This window comes from Nitrosospira sp. Nsp11 (genome assembly GCF_900142705.1).
Lineage (GTDB): Bacteria > Pseudomonadota > Gammaproteobacteria > Burkholderiales > Nitrosomonadaceae > Nitrosospira.
The window spans coordinates 195025-211494 of sequence record NZ_FRBV01000004.1 but is presented as its reverse complement, the minus strand read 5'-3'; the positions used below and the strand labels follow the sequence as shown (position 1 = coordinate 211494).

12 protein-coding genes are annotated in these 16470 nt (G+C 55.1%); 5 read left to right on the top strand and 7 right to left on the bottom strand.

Going from position 1 to position 16470, the window contains the following annotated elements; genetic code table 11:
• The first annotated feature begins 539 nt into the window (after positions 1-539).
• The 4 genes from BUA28_RS07500 (at position 540) to BUA28_RS15845 (ending at position 4005) form a co-directional block, all read left to right on the top strand.
• Positions 540-1748 carry a cation:proton antiporter gene (locus BUA28_RS07500; protein WP_072767492.1) on the top strand — a complete coding sequence of 403 codons (1209 nt, stop codon included), beginning with the start codon at positions 540-542 and terminating at the stop codon, positions 1746-1748.
• Positions 1745-2884, top strand: coding sequence for a YbdK family carboxylate-amine ligase (locus tag BUA28_RS07495; protein WP_072767491.1), 1140 nt, complete (start codon positions 1745-1747; stop codon positions 2882-2884). The genes BUA28_RS07500 and BUA28_RS07495 overlap by 4 nt, the downstream gene beginning before the upstream one ends.
• A 199-nt stretch (positions 2885-3083) precedes the next feature.
• Positions 3084-3857, top strand: a complete 774-nt coding sequence (locus tag BUA28_RS07490; protein ID WP_072767490.1) for a gamma-glutamyl-gamma-aminobutyrate hydrolase family protein — start codon at positions 3084-3086, stop codon at positions 3855-3857.
• 10 nt (positions 3858-3867) lie between these two features.
• Entirely contained in the window at positions 3868-4005 is a 138-nt protein-coding gene (locus BUA28_RS15845; protein WP_178297939.1) for a hypothetical protein, read from the top strand.
• An 82-nt stretch (positions 4006-4087) separates the two neighbouring features.
• Here BUA28_RS15845 and thrC read toward each other — a convergent pair whose 3' ends face one another.
• The 3 genes from thrC to BUA28_RS07475 all read right to left on the bottom strand — a co-directional run bounded on the left by thrC (position 4088) and on the right by BUA28_RS07475 (position 8351).
• Positions 4088-5503, bottom strand: a complete 1416-nt coding sequence (gene thrC / locus BUA28_RS07485) for a threonine synthase (protein WP_072767489.1) — start codon at positions 5501-5503, stop codon at positions 4088-4090.
• A gap of 194 nt (positions 5504-5697) precedes the next feature.
• Positions 5698-7014 (bottom strand): homoserine dehydrogenase, encoded by a 1317-nt coding sequence (locus BUA28_RS07480; protein ID WP_072767488.1) that lies wholly within the window; start codon positions 7012-7014, stop codon positions 5698-5700.
• Positions 7015-7124: 110 nt separating this feature from the next.
• On the bottom strand, positions 7125-8351 hold the full coding sequence (locus BUA28_RS07475) for a pyridoxal phosphate-dependent aminotransferase (RefSeq protein WP_072767487.1): 1227 nt from the start codon (positions 8349-8351) through the stop codon (positions 7125-7127).
• A gap of 219 nt (positions 8352-8570) precedes the next feature.
• Between BUA28_RS07475 and BUA28_RS07470 the strand changes: the two genes are divergently transcribed.
• Entirely contained in the window at positions 8571-8939 is a 369-nt protein-coding gene (locus BUA28_RS07470) for an Mth938-like domain-containing protein (RefSeq protein WP_072767516.1), read from the top strand.
• A 233-nt stretch (positions 8940-9172) separates the two neighbouring features.
• Here the strand turns inward: BUA28_RS07470 and BUA28_RS15520 are convergent, their stop codons facing one another.
• The 4 genes from BUA28_RS15520 to BUA28_RS07455 all read right to left on the bottom strand — a co-directional run bounded on the left by BUA28_RS15520 (position 9173) and on the right by BUA28_RS07455 (position 16401).
• The gene (locus BUA28_RS15520; RefSeq protein WP_143148461.1) at positions 9173-9352 is read right to left on the bottom strand and encodes a hypothetical protein; all 180 of its coding nucleotides are present in this window, start codon (positions 9350-9352) and stop codon (positions 9173-9175) included.
• Between the two features lie 75 nt (positions 9353-9427).
• A complete protein-coding gene (locus BUA28_RS07465) occupies positions 9428-10669 on the bottom strand; it encodes an EAL domain-containing response regulator (protein WP_072767486.1) in 1242 nt (413 codons plus the stop codon).
• A gap of 297 nt (positions 10670-10966) precedes the next feature.
• Positions 10967-15139, bottom strand: coding sequence for a PAS domain S-box protein (locus BUA28_RS07460; protein WP_072767485.1), 4173 nt, complete (start codon positions 15137-15139; stop codon positions 10967-10969).
• Positions 15136-16401: an ABC transporter substrate-binding protein gene (locus tag BUA28_RS07455; RefSeq protein ID WP_072767484.1), complete on the bottom strand. Its 1266-nt coding sequence runs from the start codon at positions 16399-16401 to the stop codon at positions 15136-15138. Before BUA28_RS07455 ends, BUA28_RS07460 begins: the two co-directional genes overlap by 4 nt.
• Positions 16402-16470 lie beyond the last annotated feature (69 nt).

Sequence of the window (16470 nt, the reverse complement as noted above, 5' to 3'; positions counted from 1 at the left end):
TCGCCTCGGCCGTCCCAATATGCGGGTATGAAATTTAAAGCTGAATGAAATTTGGCGGTCCTATCCGCCTGCAATTGCCTGAGCAAACGCGCCGAAGGGTGACGCACCTGCGTCTTTTTCTACGTGGCCGTGTGTGGAATTCACGAAGGATGTGGAAGAAAGCTGGTCTTTTCCATCAGTCCCATACGTAGTCCTGCGCTGATTTTTCAGCAGGGTTTAATCCTGATCCAGCGCAAAGAAATCGCCCTTCGCGAAATCCGGCATGTACTGATTTTTCGTGCAGCCGATTACGGCAGGCGTTCCCTCTTCGCATTCATGGTTTATAATTCACCCACATCTCTTCCAGATAGTTTATTCAGTCCCTCGCTAACCAGCCTCGCTCGTTTTCTGTAATCCCGGGGTTCAGCTTGAGGATACCGTAAAGTTTCCCAAGTACAGACCGAACATCCGCATTGTCCTTAAGGAGACCGGATGCATCCGACAATAACGTTTGCGATTAGCGGAACAGCGCCATTCCGGCTGTTCCTCCGCATTGTTTCATGAACTGGCCCGCATACCTGCCTTTCTGGCCGCTTGAAGTCGGCCCCGCTCTCTGGCTTGCGCTGACGCTGGTTGCCGCCGTACTTGTGGGTGAAACGCTGGTGCGCCACCTGCGGTTGCCGCGTATCGTAGGCTATATCGGCATCGGCGCACTGCTGGGTCCAGGCGGCCTGGGCTTTATCCCGCCATTGCCCGCCACCGAATGGCGGCTGGTAGTCAATTTGGCGTTAGGCATTCTCTTGTTCGAGCTGGGCAGCAAAGTAAATCTGCGCTGGCTGAAAGCCAATCCCTGGATTGCCGCCACAAGCCTGCTTGAATCCACCGCCACATTCGCCGTTGTTTTCTCCATGCTGGCCTGGTTTGGTGTTGCCAATATCGCCGCAGTGGTTGTCGCTTCCATTGCAATTGCCACCTCACCCGCCATCGTGATACGCATAGTCACCGAATCGCGCGCTCAGGGTCAGGTGACCGACCGGCTTCTGCTGATGACGGCGCTCAACTGTATTTATGCTGTTATCTTCCACAAACTGGCCGTCGCCGGCATGCATGGCCAGGCCGGCACCAGCGCCATCCATACGGTATTGGCGCCGCTCTATCTCCTGGGTGGGTCTGCGCTACTGGCCTGGTTATTCGGCATTACCTTCGAACGAATCCATCATTATCTCGGGCAGCATGAGGAAACCTTTTCTTTCGTCCTGTTCGGCATGATTGCGTTTGCGACAATCATGGCTTCGACACTCAAGCTCAGCCCGATCCTCGTCCTGCTTGCTGCCGGCCTTATAACGCGGTACCGGCGGCAGCGTCCACGGACGTTCCCGCCTCACTTCGGTTCCGCAGGCGCCGTTCTGGTCGTGTTGATGTTTATCGCTAACGGCCTCGCGGCCGACCTCAGCGGGTTGCGCGACAGCTTTCTGCTGGTCATGCTGCTTATCACGGCACGCGCAGCAGCCAAGCTGCTGGCTGTACTGACATTGGCGCATTACAGCGGCATCAGCCTGCGCCAGGCCATGGCCCTGGGGATTGCCCTGATACCCATGTCCAGTGTTGCGCTGCTTCTTACATTGGATACGGCGGTGGATTTTCCCCTGTTCGGTTCAGGGTTGGGGTTGGTACTGATGAGCTGTATCGTGATACTTGAGCTTGGCGGCCCCATTCTGGTCCAGATGGCCCTGCGAATAGCCGGGGAAACACCGGAGAAAAAAAGATGAGCCTCATGCCCTTCGCGCCCTCCAGACCCTTGAGTATCGGGGTGGAACTGGAGCTGCAACTGCTCAGCTGCAATGACTATAACCTGGCTTCTTCGGCTCCCGATGTATTACGCCGGGTTGAAAAACGCGCGCATCCCGGCGAAATAAAGCCGGAAATGACCCGCAGCATGATCGAGATCAACACCTCGGTGCAACAGGAATATACCGGACTGGTCGAGGAGTTGCGTGCCTTGCGGGACGTTGTATCCGAGGCGGGGCGCTTTCTCAACGTCGCGGTTGCGGGCGGCGGCACGCACCCGTTCCAGCACTGGAGCGAGCAGAAGATTTTCGATGCGCCGCGTTTCCATCATCTGTCCGAGCTGTACGGCTATCTGGCCAAACAATTCACCATATTCGGGCAGCATGTCCACATCGGTTGCCCGGGGCCGGACGAAGCGCTTCATCTGATGCATATGCTGTCGCGCTACATCCCGCATTTTATCGCGCTATCGGCCAGTTCTCCGTTCGTGCAGGGGCATGATACCGGGTTCGCTTCGGCACGCCTGAATTCAGTATTTTCCTTCCCGTTGAGCGGTCGTGCCCCATTCGTACTGCGCTGGGATGAATTCGAACGGTTTTTCGGTAAGATGACCGGCACCGGCGTGGTCGAATCAATGAAGGATTTTTACTGGGATATCCGCCCCAAGCCAGAGTTCGGCACTATCGAGGTGAGGGTATGCGATACGCCTCTTACCGTTGAAATTGCCGCCGCCATTGCCTGCTATATTCAGGCGATGTCCCGTTACATCATGGTGGAGCAGCGCACGCCTCCGGAAGAGGATGATTATCTGGTTTATACCTTCAACCGCTTCCAGGCTTGCCGTTTTGGACTCGAAGGTGTTTTTATCGACCCCCGCACCCACGAGCAACGCAGCATTCGTGAAGACATAACCGATATGCTGGCGCGCATTGCGGACCATGCCCGGGAATTGCACGCGGTGGAAGCAATGGAACATGTTCGGGATATATTACGAGCAGGCAATGGCACAAGCTGGTTGCGCCAATCCTATGCGCGGGAACACAATCTTGCTGATGTCATGCAACTGCAGGCGGAGTTGTGGATGGGAAAGCAAGTTATGAATTGGAAATTTTTTTAAACTTGATTCGCCGGATACGGCTATTGTTAAAGTATAAAGAATACTGCTGAACGCTAAAATAGCTGAATTGATCACAAGAAGGGTGCAAAGGAGGCAAATGAGGAGGCAAATATTTATTTATATGTGACGAAGAACACAGCAGGAATGCAGCAATCTAATTATTCTTGATATTCCTTTATGCACCCTACCCAGACTCTAAATGACGCGCCCGTTACGTATCGGATTATCACCGCGTATCCTGCATCAACCGCCTGCGGAATTAGGTTTTCGCAATAAAACCCTTCAATACCTCGAACAAAGCGTCGCCCATTGGATTATGCGCCGCCGTGCCCTTGCGTTCATGCTACCCGTCATAGAGACAGGCGGCGTCGAACGCTCCAGCGTGCGCATCAGCGACTATGTGAAGGAAATAGATGGACTGGTGCTGCAGGGGGGAGCGGACGTCAGTCCCATTTCATACGGCGAAACGCCTGTACGGCCAGAATGGTCGGGAGATCGGGTGCGCGATCTTTATGAAATGGAGCTCTTTTGGGAATGTGTCGTGCAGGGGAAACCCGTACTGGGCATTTGTCGGGGGCTACAGCTTATCAACGTGGCATTGGGCGGAAGCCTTTATCAGGATATCGCCACCGAACACCCAAACGCTATCTCGCATGTCGACCACGCTCTGTATGATCAGCATCGCCATTCAGTTCTAATCGAGGAGAACTCCCGATTGGCAAAGCTGTACGGTGAGGGTTATCAACATTTTGTCAACAGCATCCATCACCAGGCGATCAAGCGACTGGGGCGAGACTCCGAGGTCGAGGCAGTGTCCAGTGACGGCATTATCGAGGCAATACGCATGCGGGGCGCATGCTACGTGACCGGATTTCAATGGCATCCAGAGTTTCATGGCGGCGCCAGTGAGTTGCTCGACTCGGGGCCCATACTGGACGATTTTCTAGCCGCCGCTGAAAAGCAGCGCAGGTAAAAGGTGATCCTTGCCCTCGCGGGCACACGAGGTAGGTCGGGCTCTGCCCGACGATCAAAGAAACGATGTCGGGCGGAGCCCGACCTACTTCTCGGCGGGAAAATTCGTGCCGGAGGAAGGTCGGGCTACGCCCGACATCATGCATTGAATCGTCGAGAGTACGACCTGCTTTCTACTTGCCGCTGCTTGACTTGCCACTGCTCAAAAAAGCAACGCAAGTAAATCGTTGCCTAGAGCTGTCCGGTCTGCTCGGCAATAAACGCTTTGATGGCATCGGCGTCAGCATTCATCACAACATATCGCTGCGGCATGCTTTCAATATTTTCATAACCCGCCGGACGTGCCGGCTCCTGTCCGATGGCCTCGACGATGCTCTCGGAAAATTTTACGGGCAGCGCGGTTTCCAGGCAGATCAGGGGCACGCCGGTTTCGCGGTGTTCCAGTCCCACCTTTAAACCGTCCGCGGTATGCGGGTCCACCAGCATGCCATATTGCTCATATGTTTTGCGGATGGTCGCGATGCGGGCCGCATGGTTACTGGTTCCCGATACAAGACCGAAGTTCTTCACTTTCTCCCATAACGGCGTAGCGGCGAGATCGAAAGCGCCGCCCTTGTCCACTAATCCCCATAATTCCTTCACCCTGGACGCATCCCGCTCTGTCAGGTCAAAAATGAAACGCTCGAAGTTGGACGCCTTGGAAATATCCATCGAGGGACTGCTGGTCTGCTGTGTCTCTCCCGTGGTGCGGGGCCGATAGCACCCCGTCCTGAAGAATTCATCCAGCACGTCGTTTTCATTGGTGGCAAGTATCAATTTTCTGATGGGCAGGCCCATCATCCGCGCAACATGGCCTGCACAGATATTACCGAAGTTCCCCGATGGCACGGCAAACGATACCTGCTCGCTATTCGAGCGGGTAGCCTCGAAATACCCTTTGAAATAATAGATGATCTGGGCGGCGATACGCGCCCAGTTTATCGAATTGACGGTGCCGATGCGGTATCTTTGCTTGAACACAGAGTCGTTGCTGACCGACTTGACGATGTCCTGGCAATCGTCGAATACGCCGCGAACGGCGATATTGAAAATATTCGGATCTTGCAGCGAAAACATTTGCGCGGTCTGGAACCGGCTCATCTTCCCTTGTGGGGAAAGCATGAACACGCGAATGCTGCGCTTGCCGCGCATGGCGTATTCCGCGCTGGGACCCGTATCGCCGGAAGTTGCGCCGAGAATATTCAGACGCTCTCCGGTTTTTGCAAGAGCATACTCGAACAAATTGCCCAGCAATTGCAGGGCAATATCCTTGAATGCCAGGGTCGGCCCGTTCGACAATCGCAGGATGTGCAGCCCCGGCTCCAGTGTCGCCAAGGGAGTGATCTCCTCACTCTGAAACATTTCAGCGGTATAAGTCCGCGTAATGATGCCGTGCAGATCGGCGGCGGGAATATCATCTGCAAAACGTGAAATAATCTCGAACGCGAGCTCCTGGTAATTCAGGGCGCGCAATCTTTCCAGCTCGGCGGCATCGAACTTCGGGTAGGTTTCAGGCATCACCAACCCACCGTCAGGCGCCAGCCCACCCAGGAGAATCATGGAAAATTTTTTCGGCGGCATGCCGCCGCGAGTAGAAATATAGCGCATTATTTTCACCACAACAGAACTGGAACAACTCTCACATATAACATTTGACTTGCAACTTATGCTACCCCAGCCTCGGCGCGAAGCCATCCTGCTCGCACACCCCGCCTAGCAACTTACCGGTGACAGTTCAGCTGGGCGGCGACGGTTGATTGTCCGATCGCGCAACGTTTGGAGGCCCCAAGAATGGTCCCCCACTACTTGCTGCTTAAATTTTCCAGCCGGATGCGCGTCACCTTACCGGTTGTCAAAGGCAGTTTTTTTATTTTCGCGATCGCGGCATTAATGTTTTTTTCAATCGCCAAGTGGGTGAGCATGATGATATCCACCTGATCTTCACCCTCGCTGGGTTCTTTCTGCACCATAGCGTCGATGGAAATGCCCAGATCGGCGAGTACGCGGGTGATGTCAGCCAGTGCCCCGGGTTTATCCATCACTCGCAAGCGAAGGTAGTATGAAGTCTCCACCTCGTCCATGGTCAGGATGGGTGTATCCGAAAGCAGGTCGGGCTGGAAAGCGAGATGAGGAACACGATGTTTAGGATCGGCGGTATGCATGCGGGTCACATCCACCAGATCCGCCACCACCGAACTGGCGGTAGGCTCAGCGCCCGCACCCGCGCCATAATACAAGGTGGCGCCTACCGCGTCGCCTTTCACCACGATCGCGTTCATGACACCCTCCACATTGGCTATCAACCGCCTCGCAGGGATCAGCGTTGGATGAACGCGCAGCTCGATCCCTTTGGGTGTGCGCCGTGTAATGCCCAGCAGCTTGATGCGATAGCCCAGCTCCTCGGCATAGCGAATATCTTCGCGGGTCAATCTGGTGATGCCTTCGGTGTAAACCTTGTCGAACTGCATGGGAATCCCGAACGCGATAGCCGCCATGATGGTGAGCTTGTGCGCGGCGTCGATACCTTCGATGTCAAACGTGGGATCAGCCTCGGCATAGCCCAGTTTTTGCGCCTGCTTCAGCACGGTATCGAATGTCAGCCCCTTATCGCGCATTTCGGACAGGATGAAATTACTCGTGCCGTTGATGATGCCGGCAATCCATTCGATACGATTCGCAGTCAGTCCCTCACGCAACGCCTTGATAATGGGTATGCCCCCGGCTACGGCCGCTTCGAACGCAACCATCACGCCTTTTCTCTGGGCTGCCGCGAAAATTTCGGTGCCATGCGAAGCCAGCAGCGCCTTGTTGGCAGTAATGACATGCTTGCCGTTCTCGATAGCCTTCAGTGTCAATTCCTTCGCCACGGTGTAGCCACCGATCAGTTCGACGACGATATCGATATCCGGATTCGTTACGACCTCATTCGCATCGGCGGTAACCACGACGTCATTACCCGCGATATTGCGCGCTTTCTCCAGGTCGCGATCGGCGATCATGCGGATGACGATGCCGCGCCCGGCACGACGCGTGATTTCCTCCTGATTGCGTTTGAGCACCGCAAAAGTGCCGCCGCCGACAGTACCGACGCCTAGCAAGCCTACATTGATGGGTTTCATGTTGAGTTCAATAAAAATAAAGTTGGCGGATGGGCTCAGTATTTCGGCGTGACGTTGGCGGTCGGGGTTTATCCCTCCCGCTGCGTTTTTACTGTTTTGTCAGGTTAAGCTCAGGTTCGGCAGCGCTTGCGATACCGCTCAAGGAAATTCCCGATGCGGCCGATTGCTTCCGTCAGGTCATCGCTGTTGGGCAAAAAAACCACGCGAAAGTGATCGGTGGACGGCCAGTTGAAGCCGCTGCCCTGCACCAGCAGCACCTTCTCTTCCAGCAGCAGATCCAGCGCAAACTGCTCGTCGTCCTCGATCGGATACATTTCGGGCTCCAGCCGCGGGAATAAATACATTGCGGCCTGCGGCTTGTAGCACGTAACGCCGGGAATATCGGTCAGCAATTTCCAGGCGAGATCACGCTGCCGCATAAGCCGCCCTGTGGGCATTACCAGATCCTTGATGCTTTGATAGCCGCCAAGCGCGGTCTGAATGCCGAATTGCGAGGGAACATTTGCGCACAGGCGCATGGAAGCAAGCATGGTCAGCCCCGATATATAATCGCGGGCAAATTGTTTTGTTCCCGAAACCACCGCCCAGCCGGAGCGAAACCCCGCGGCCCGATAATTCTTGGACAAGCCATTCAGGGTTACAAATAGAATGTCGTCCGCCAGCGAGGCTATCGAAGTGTGCGTGGCGCCATCGTACAGCACTTTATCATAAATTTCATCCGCATAAATGATGAGCTGATGCTGGCGCGCGATCTCGATGATTTCACGCAATACGTCATCCGGATAAAGCGCGCCAGTAGGATTATTGGGATTAATGACAACGATGGCGCGGGTGTTCGGCGTAATTTTCGAACGCATATCATCCAGGTCCGGCAGCCATCCGGATTGCTCATCGCAAACATAATGCCGCGCCGTGCCACCGGCCAACACCACCGCCGCGGTCCACAATGGATAGTCGGGAGAGGGGATCAGCACCTCGTCACCGGTATTCAACAGCGCCTGCATCGCCATCACGATCAACTCGGAAACGCCGTTGCCGATGTAAATATCCTCCATCCGCACGTCCTGAATGCGTTTTTCCTGCGTGTAATGCATGATCGCCTTGCGTGCGGCGAACAAGCCTTTGGAGTCGCAGTAGCCGGACGCGGCGGAGAGGTTATGAATGACATCCTGCAGAATCTCCTCGGGCGCATCAAAACCGAATGAGGCCGGATTGCCGATATTGAGCTTGATGATGTAATGCCCTTCCTCTTCCATTTGTCTCGAACGGTCGAGCACCGGCCCGCGGATGTCATAACATACATTCGCCAGCTTGCTGGATTTCAGGATGGGTCGCATGAATGGAAAAGACCTGATTGGCAATAGCGCTGGTAAGCGCCGGTAGAAGATAACCTAATGGTGGAGTATTTGAAATTCAAAGCTTTGCGGTTTCCATCGCAGGCACCGAAAAAATCCTCGGCCTGCGTTGTTCCCCTTAATTGACACAAAAACTTTATCAAGGCGCAAAAAAGATGTAATGTTACCCGACACGCCAATCTGCCGCAAATGGAGCCTTACGTGAAGTTGCATCTTTCCGTGTTTTCCGAACAAAACATGTTCACCGGCTACGGGGCCGGATACGTCATGGTCAATAAGACGCGTCATGAGCAAAGCCTGATCGTATTGCCCGATCGCCTGATTGAAAATTGGGACGCCAAAACCTTTGAACAGCTCAGGGCCGAGCACTTCGAATTCGTGCTCTCCCTGCAACCTGAAATGGTGTTGTTCGGGACCGGAGCCACCCTGCGTTTTCCTCACCCGACACTAACGAGGACGCTGATAGAGTCACGCATCGGCGTCGAGGTGATGGATACCGCCGCCGCATGCCGCACCTATAACATACTGACAGCCGAAGGACGACGCGTGGCGGCGGCACTGCTTATATAGAACTTCTGCTCAGCTTCTTCGGGAAGTGCTCGGATAGAAATCATCCGCAGACGTCTTACAGGATGATGAAGGCCGGAAGCCGCAACCGAGTCATTCATCCTTGATGGGTTGCGCTACTTGCTCCGGATGATTCTACATCAGCAGAACAACCTGGAATTCATGCGCAGCTTGGATCAAAGAAGCGATGTCGGGCAGAGCCCGATCTACCTCCATCATAAATTTTCTGAGCCGGATTAGCGCAGCGTGAGTCGACAAAGGCGCGCAAACAGCAGAGCGCGCTCGCCATCCATGAAGACGACGGTGGATTGAAAAGGCATCACCATCGCATTGAACGTCATATGAATGGAGTAGGTCGGGCTCTGCCCGACATCATTTCTTCGATCGTCGGGCATAGCCCGACCTACCGCACTCATTCCTGATTTCTTGTGGTATCACAGACCGATTACATGAGGGGCCAATTTTCCGACCCGCAGGGGTATCGCGAATAATTATTTGATAACTCCCTGAGCCTCCGCAGGGATGGAAAGCTCGTTTTGCACCCGTTCGCGCCATTTTTCAATCCATGCAGGCAGATCGGCGGCCAGCATAGGCCGCGACATGAACGTCCCTTGGGCCAGATCGCATCCCGTGAGGCGCAGAAGATCCCAATCGTTCCGGTCTTCTACTCCTTCCGCCACCACCTCCATGTCCAGTTGTCGTGCCAGAGACAGGCTCGCGTCATACATGGCACGTAATGTTTCGTCTTTCCATGCGCCATGTACGAAACCCTGATCGATCTTGAGTTCATCAAAGGGAATGTCGCGCAACTGTGCCAGGGAAGAGTGCCCGGTGCCGAAATCATCAATAGAAAGGCGGAAGCGCTTCAAGCGCAGCCGGGTCAGAATCTCAAGCGGCGCGCGCGTATCCTGCATCAATCGGGTTTCCGTTACCTCCAGGACCACGTTATGCGGCGCTACATTCAGCTTTGTGGTGATCTCGGCAACAAAATTCAGAAAATCCAGGGATGCCAGATTATCCATGGATACATTGACAGCGATCCGCAATGGCAAGTGCGCTTCTTCCCAGGCTTTCGCCTGCGTCATCGCGCCCGTGAATACCACTTGAGTCAGCTTATCGATCAGGCCGGACGCCTCGGCCACATTGATGAATTGGTCTGGAAAAATGAGACCATCCACGGGATGCTGCCATCGCGCCAGCGTCTCCACACCAATCAGCTCGCCGGTAGCAACCGCCACTTTCGGTTGGTAATAATTGATCAGTTCGCCATTGTCGATGGCAGCCCTCAACTCATCCGAGCCGTACATTTTCTTCGCCACGCCGGTGGCTTCGGTAAGGGGTGGCGTCCACTTCTCAAGCATCGCGGATAACGCATCCGGTTTGACAGGCTTGTGCAGGTACCCAAGTATGGGGATCTTATGCGCCCGTACCAGTTTCTCCGCGGTTTGCAGCATGCGCTCGTCCTCGCCGCTGATCAGTATGAGGCTACCGGAATAATGCCGGTCGACAAGGTGCCGCACAAACTCGATCCCATCCATTTCGGGCATATTGAGGTCCAGCAGGATCAGGTTCGGCCGTACATTCGCATCAGTTATCTGTTCCAGGGCCGATCGCCCGCTATCGCAAAAAATTACCGAGGTAAATCCCAGGTTCAACAGGATGCGCCCCAGCAGCTTGAGCATGAAAGACTCATCGTCAAGCACCAGAATATTGACTGCGGATCTATCTGTCATGGCGTTCGCTCTTCCCTTCAGGTCGATAGCTGGAAACTATGCTGATCTGTCAGCCCATCATTTTTCGCCGCGCCCTTTCCTGACGAAGCGGGATAAATTCGGAAATTCCCAGGCTCCAGTGCTGAATCGCGGCAGGGAATCTTTATCGTGATAACGGGAGCATAAACCATTCGATCAGATATTATAATGCTCGTTTGAGACGGGTCATCAAGTGGGTCATTATTTTGCCTTCTCGAAAAGGCACTGTCACTCCGGCGCCGCCATCGATCCCGGCCAGCGTCACGGATCCTGCTCGCATCAGCCTTGCAATGAATCGATATATTTATTCACGGCTGCCAACTCCGACTCGAAACGCGGCAATAGCGCATTTAAAGCCTGAGCGTCGCCTGCCTTTCCTGCTTGTTCCATCTCCGCACATAATTCGCCTAACGCCAACGCACCCACCGCCCGGGCCGACGACTTGAGTTTGTGAGCGGTGGCGCCGGCGATTTTTGCCTGCCCTCCCTGGCAGGCGCTGCGCAAATCCGCCGCTATTTTTTCCGAACTGGTGCGAAAATCTCTCAAAAACTCACTGGTCACCGTCGGATCATCTCCAACAAGCTCTTTAAGGACATTCACGTCCACCGGTTTTTGCACCATTGGGGTGGGGGTCGCGGTGGGAGTGCTGGGGGTAGTAGCGGGCACGGCGGCCGGGGCGGCAGAGATAGCGGGGGTTGCGAGCGACAGCAGTTGCGTGGTAGTGGCGGGAGGCAGCCATTTATGTAATATCGCTTTCAAGTGGGAGAGTTGCACAGGCTTGCTCAGATAATCGTCCATGCCCACTTCACGGCAATGCTCGGCCTCGCCCTTGAGTGCATTGGCAGTAAACGCAATAATGGGTTTTCTGGTTTTGCCCTGCTCGGCGAGGCGAATGGCTGAGGTTAACTGGTAGCCATCCATCTCCGGCATATGCAGGTCGGTGAGCAGCAGCGCGTAGTTGCCGCTCTCCCAGCGTTTCAGCGCTTCGCGGCCATCGCCGGCGATATCTGTGGCATAGCCCAGCAACGTGAGCTGTTGGCGGATCACTTTCTGGTTGATTTCGTTGTCTTCCGCTACGAGAATCAGCCGCCCTTCCTTAAGCTCCGTCTCGCGAGACGGAGCAACCATCGGCTCGACCTTGGCAGCCTCCTGCGTTTCGACTTCTTCATGCGCGCGCCCCGCCGCGATAGCCACCGCCCGCAGGAAAGCTTCGCGATGCATGACATCGCCATCCAGTGTGACCGTATCGACCATTTCGGAACGCTCATGACGACGGCGGCCGCGCCTGATAACAACGAATCGCGGCTCAATGTCGGGCTGATGATGCCCATGCTCGAGAACCACGAAGTGGGGGTCCATATCGGGTCGTGACTGGAAGGCTTCACGCAGTTGCTCGATGGGTGGAACATTGTGACCCGCGTCAATGATAAGCAGCCATAAGCCGGGCGGGAGTACTTTTATCCGTTCGCGAGCCGCCGCCAGATCCCTGACTCGCTCGGCAGTTGCCCCGCTGTACCTCAAGTACACGGCCAGATCGTCCGCCATTCCCTTCTCGTCACCCAGTACCAGGCAGGAAACCCCCGTCAGGTCTACCACCTTGTCTCCCGATGGGGCGGCCGGCAATTGCGCGAACGATATGCGTACGGTAAAAATGGAACCCTTGCCCGGCGCGCTTTGTACCGTTATTGTCCCTCCCATCAATTGAATCAGATGGTAAGAGATGGCCAACCCCAGCCCGGTGCCGCCATACCGGCGGGTAGTCGAGGTATCGCCTTGGGTAAAGGAGGTAAAAAGATGCGCCTTGGTCTCCTCGTTCATGCCTATGCCGTTATCCGTTACCTGAAATTCCACAGTTACCCGATCCGCGCTATGGTCCGCCATCAATGCCCGCACCGATACCCTGCCGGGCTCTTCCAGCCCGCTCGAAAATTTAATAGCGTTATTGGCGAGATTGACCAACACCTGGCGCAAACGGAGCGCATCGCCATAAACTTCCTCCGGAATCGCCGGGTCGAGAAACAAAGTAAGCTCCACCCCTTTCCGTGAAGCCAGGCTTTCCAGCATGTTGCAGGCCTTCTCCACCACGGTAACGATCGACGTGGGCGCCTGTTCGATTTCCAGCCGTCCCGCTTCGATCTTGGAGAAATCGAGAATATCCTCGATGATCTCCAGCAGGGCAAAGGCGGATTCCCGTATCAGGTCGACCATTTCCATCTGATAGCCATTCAAGCTGGTTTGCTGTAGTACGTCCGCCATGCCGATCACGCCGTTCATGGGCGTGCGTATCTCGTGGCTCATGGCTGCCAGAAAAATGGATTTGGCCTGGTTGGCCTGCTCCGCATCGAGCCGGGCTTGCTGCAAATCCTTCAGCATACGCACTCTCTCGCTGATGTTGATACCGGAAGGTATCAGCTTGGCCACCTGGCCTTTGGCATCGCGAACCGGCACAAGCATGAAATCCATCGTCATCACGCCGCCGCCGGCGATGCGTGCCTCGATATCATGACGCACTATTTCGCCGCCTACGGCGCGCTTGATGTCTTGGCGAATTTGTGCCTGCACTTCCGGCTTGAAAGCGAACCACGCGGTTTCATCGAGTCTTTTGCCGATGACATCCGGGGGCCGCAAACCGCCGCTCTCCAGCGCGGTGCGATTGATCTCGACCAGCACCCCGTCGGGTGTCATTTCCCCGACAAACGCCGCCAGATTATCCACTATGGCGCGCAGGCGCTGCTCGCTTCCCCGCAACGCCTGCTCGGCCTGTTTACGGTCATGGATATCGCGCAGAATAGCCGTGAAGTAGCGCTTTCCCCCGACGAAATATTCGCTGACCGCAACATACAAATCAATAGCATGGCCATTCTTGTGACGTCCTTCAACCTCCCGGCCCATGCCGATGTTATGCACTCCCTCGACTTCCAGCGTGAGAATATGATCGAATTCACAGCGGCCCCTTCCTGTGCGGTAATACCTGCTGATGTAACCATCATGGCCGCTGCGATGGGGTTCCGGCATGAGTATGGAAACGTTCTGGCCGATCGCCTCCTCGCGTGTGTATCCGAAGAGTTTTTCAATCACGGGGTTGACTGAGCGGATGATGCTTTTGTCATCGATGGTAACGATGCAGTCCATCATATGCTCGACAACGGAACGTGTTTCCTCCTCTTTACTTGCCAGGATCGCATTGGCTCGCTCCAGCTCGGCGGTGCGGGTCGCAACCCTGGTTTCCAGGTCCTGGTTCAGCTGGCGCAAATCGTCTTCAGCGAGGTCCCGTTCACGATTGCTGACGTTCAGGCGTTCGATCATCGTATTGAACGTACCGGCGAGTTTTCCTATCTCGTTCCATCCCTTGACGGGCACACGCTGCTGCAGATTGCCCGCGGCGATGTGCTGTGCGCTATGGCTAAGTTTTTTCAGCGTGGTTACTACGCGCCGGCTGAACAAAACAGCGCCCAGCGAGGCAACCAGCAGCGTCAGGCCAAGAATCAGCAAACTGAAAGCTCGAACGCGCGTCACTGAAGCAAATACCTCGTCCGCATCCATCTTGACCTCGATGCTCCAGTTCATGCGCGGCAGGTACCTCCACGCAGCGACGACCTCCTTGCCGCGATAGTCCATTTTCAGACCGCCTCCGCGTTCGCCGTACAAGCCGTTATGGACCGATGTCGAAAATGGCGGATTATGAATGGGTATCTTCAACTCCAATGCTGCATTGGGCTCATGCCTCAGCGGCGCCATCACCAATGCGGTGTGATCGTCCAGAAGCCGTGTAACCACCGTTTCGCCACTCGCTCCCAGGCCCACATTGTCGGTTACCACGTCAAACACGCGCTCGCTGTAAAATTGCAGCGCCAGTACCCCTTCGAGTTTCCCCTCAACCACGATGGGAATCGCCATGAACGCAGCGATCGCTCCCCGGGATGGCGGATAATATTCGAAATCCGATACTCCACTCTGCAAGGTATTCAGCGCTGCACGTGTGATTCTACCCAAGCCGCTGTTTCGATAAGGACCCGTGATGAGATTAGTGGCAAAATCTGCTTCATGAGCCTGGGTATAGACGATGTCGCCTTGAGTGGAAATCAGGAACAGATCGTAATAACCGGCATCCTCGACAAAACGTTTGAAATGCCCGCGGTAAAACGCATCCAATCGGCGATACGCATGTGACTCAACTCCATCCTTGGCGTAGGCGCTGGCAAATTCGCGCATCGCCGTGCGTGTGGTACTGGCAACCTGTATAATCCTGGCATCGCGGATACGTTCGCGCAGGTAACTATCGATTTGCTCCGCTTTCATGTCGGCGATGGCCGAGACTTGCTGGACGGCCGTTTTCTGCGTCTCGGTTTCGAAAGTACGCAATAGGCTGTAACCGATGACCAGGATAGGAAGCAAAGAGACGGCCATGAACCAGACCGCGAAGCGCTGGGTGAGCGAGGTGAACCCTATCATGGTTGGGGGCTCGCGATGGGTCCGAGCAGATGCTTCCACTCTTCGCGCGACCGGTATGTGGGAAATGGCGCCGGCTCGAGCGGCTTCCCGGAATCCCAGACAACATCGATTTGGCCGTCTTCGCGGGATCTGCCAACGCGGGCCACTTTCCAGACGTGACGCGTGACCGGGTCGAGCGAAACGATTCCCTCAGGTGCGAGCAGGCTCTGACGCAGAATTGTGCGCTGCACTTTATGCAAATCGCCCGAACTTGCCTCGAGCGCTGCCTGAATCCACATCCGCATATTGAGGTAAGAAGCTTCAGCGGGACTGTCGAGCAAAGCATGCTCGCCAAAACGGTCACGGAATCGCTTAACGAAAGCCTGGTTCTCATGAGTAGGAATGGTCCGGAAATAATTCCGTGCGGCATAGTGACCCGCCATCGGGGCAGTCTCTGCGCCTTTCAACTCCACTTCGGTAACGCCGAACGACAAGACCGGCATCATGGCGGCGACGATTCCATTCTTTTTAAGCGTCTTGAAGAAAACGTTATTATCGGGACCGCTGATCGTATTGAATACAATATCAGGCTGCTTACCCGCGATATCGGCTACCAGATCGTCCATGTTGGCGGACCCCAGAGGCTGGTACCGCTCGCCCACCACTATCGCGCCGTGCGCACCCGCCAGATCCTTGATAAGGATGCTCAGCACCTGTGAAAAGATATAATCCGACCCCGCCAGATAAACCCGCTTGCCATGCTTTTCCGGATTACCTTCCTTGCCGAGGTTCTCCAGCGCCCAATTCACCGCGGGCATGACTAACTGGTTAGGTATGGCACCGCCGTATATGATATTGGGCGACTGTTCCATACCTTCATACCGTAGCGCGTAAAAGAGCAGGTGGCGATGCTCTTCGACTACTTTTTTTACTTTTTTCCTGCAGTCCGTTGTCCAGCATCCGAACAAGGCTTGTACGTGTTCTTCAGTGATCATACGTTCCGCCTGTTGGGCGCAATACGTAGCGTCAGACCGGCAATCGGCCATCACAGCCTCGATCTTCCGTCCCCCGATACCGCCTGCCGCGTTAGCCTCTTCGATGGCAAGCTGGATCGCATCGACCAACGGTTTTTCGCTCGCCGCCATGGGCCCCGACAGGGAGTGGAGCACACCAATCCTGATGCTGAGCTTTCCGCTCGAGTAATGATGCCAAAGCAGGGCACCGCCAATCAACACAGCGATCAGCAAAATAAGAGGGGTACGCGATTTATGGCTGGTCTTCATTGTCCTTTTCGAGGATACAGGAAATCGACTGAGGTCAATCGCCTGTCTATGTTTCTATCATAGACACAA

Excerpts from the sequence above, each read along its gene's own strand:
- BUA28_RS07500 (WP_072767492.1), top strand. The coding sequence starts at position 540 with ATGAACTGGCCCGCATACCTGCCTTTCTGGCCGCTTGAAGTCGGCCCC.
- BUA28_RS07495 (WP_072767491.1), top strand. The coding sequence starts at position 1,745 with ATGAGCCTCATGCCCTTCGCGCCCTCCAGACCCTTGAGTATCGGGGTG.
- BUA28_RS07490 (WP_072767490.1), top strand. The coding sequence starts at position 3,084 with ATGACGCGCCCGTTACGTATCGGATTATCACCGCGTATCCTGCATCAA.
- thrC (WP_072767489.1), bottom strand. The coding sequence starts at position 5,503 with ATGCGCTATATTTCTACTCGCGGCGGCATGCCGCCGAAAAAATTTTCC.
- BUA28_RS07480 (WP_072767488.1), bottom strand. The coding sequence starts at position 7,014 with ATGAAACCCATCAATGTAGGCTTGCTAGGCGTCGGTACTGTCGGCGGC.
- BUA28_RS07475 (WP_072767487.1), bottom strand. The coding sequence starts at position 8,351 with ATGCGACCCATCCTGAAATCCAGCAAGCTGGCGAATGTATGTTATGAC.
- BUA28_RS15520 (WP_143148461.1), bottom strand. The coding sequence starts at position 9,352 with ATGAGTGCGGTAGGTCGGGCTATGCCCGACGATCGAAGAAATGATGTC.
- BUA28_RS07465 (WP_072767486.1), bottom strand. The coding sequence starts at position 10,669 with ATGACAGATAGATCCGCAGTCAATATTCTGGTGCTTGACGATGAGTCT.
- BUA28_RS07460 (WP_072767485.1), bottom strand. The coding sequence starts at position 15,139 with ATGATAGGGTTCACCTCGCTCACCCAGCGCTTCGCGGTCTGGTTCATG.
- BUA28_RS07455 (WP_072767484.1), bottom strand. The coding sequence starts at position 16,401 with ATGAAGACCAGCCATAAATCGCGTACCCCTCTTATTTTGCTGATCGCT.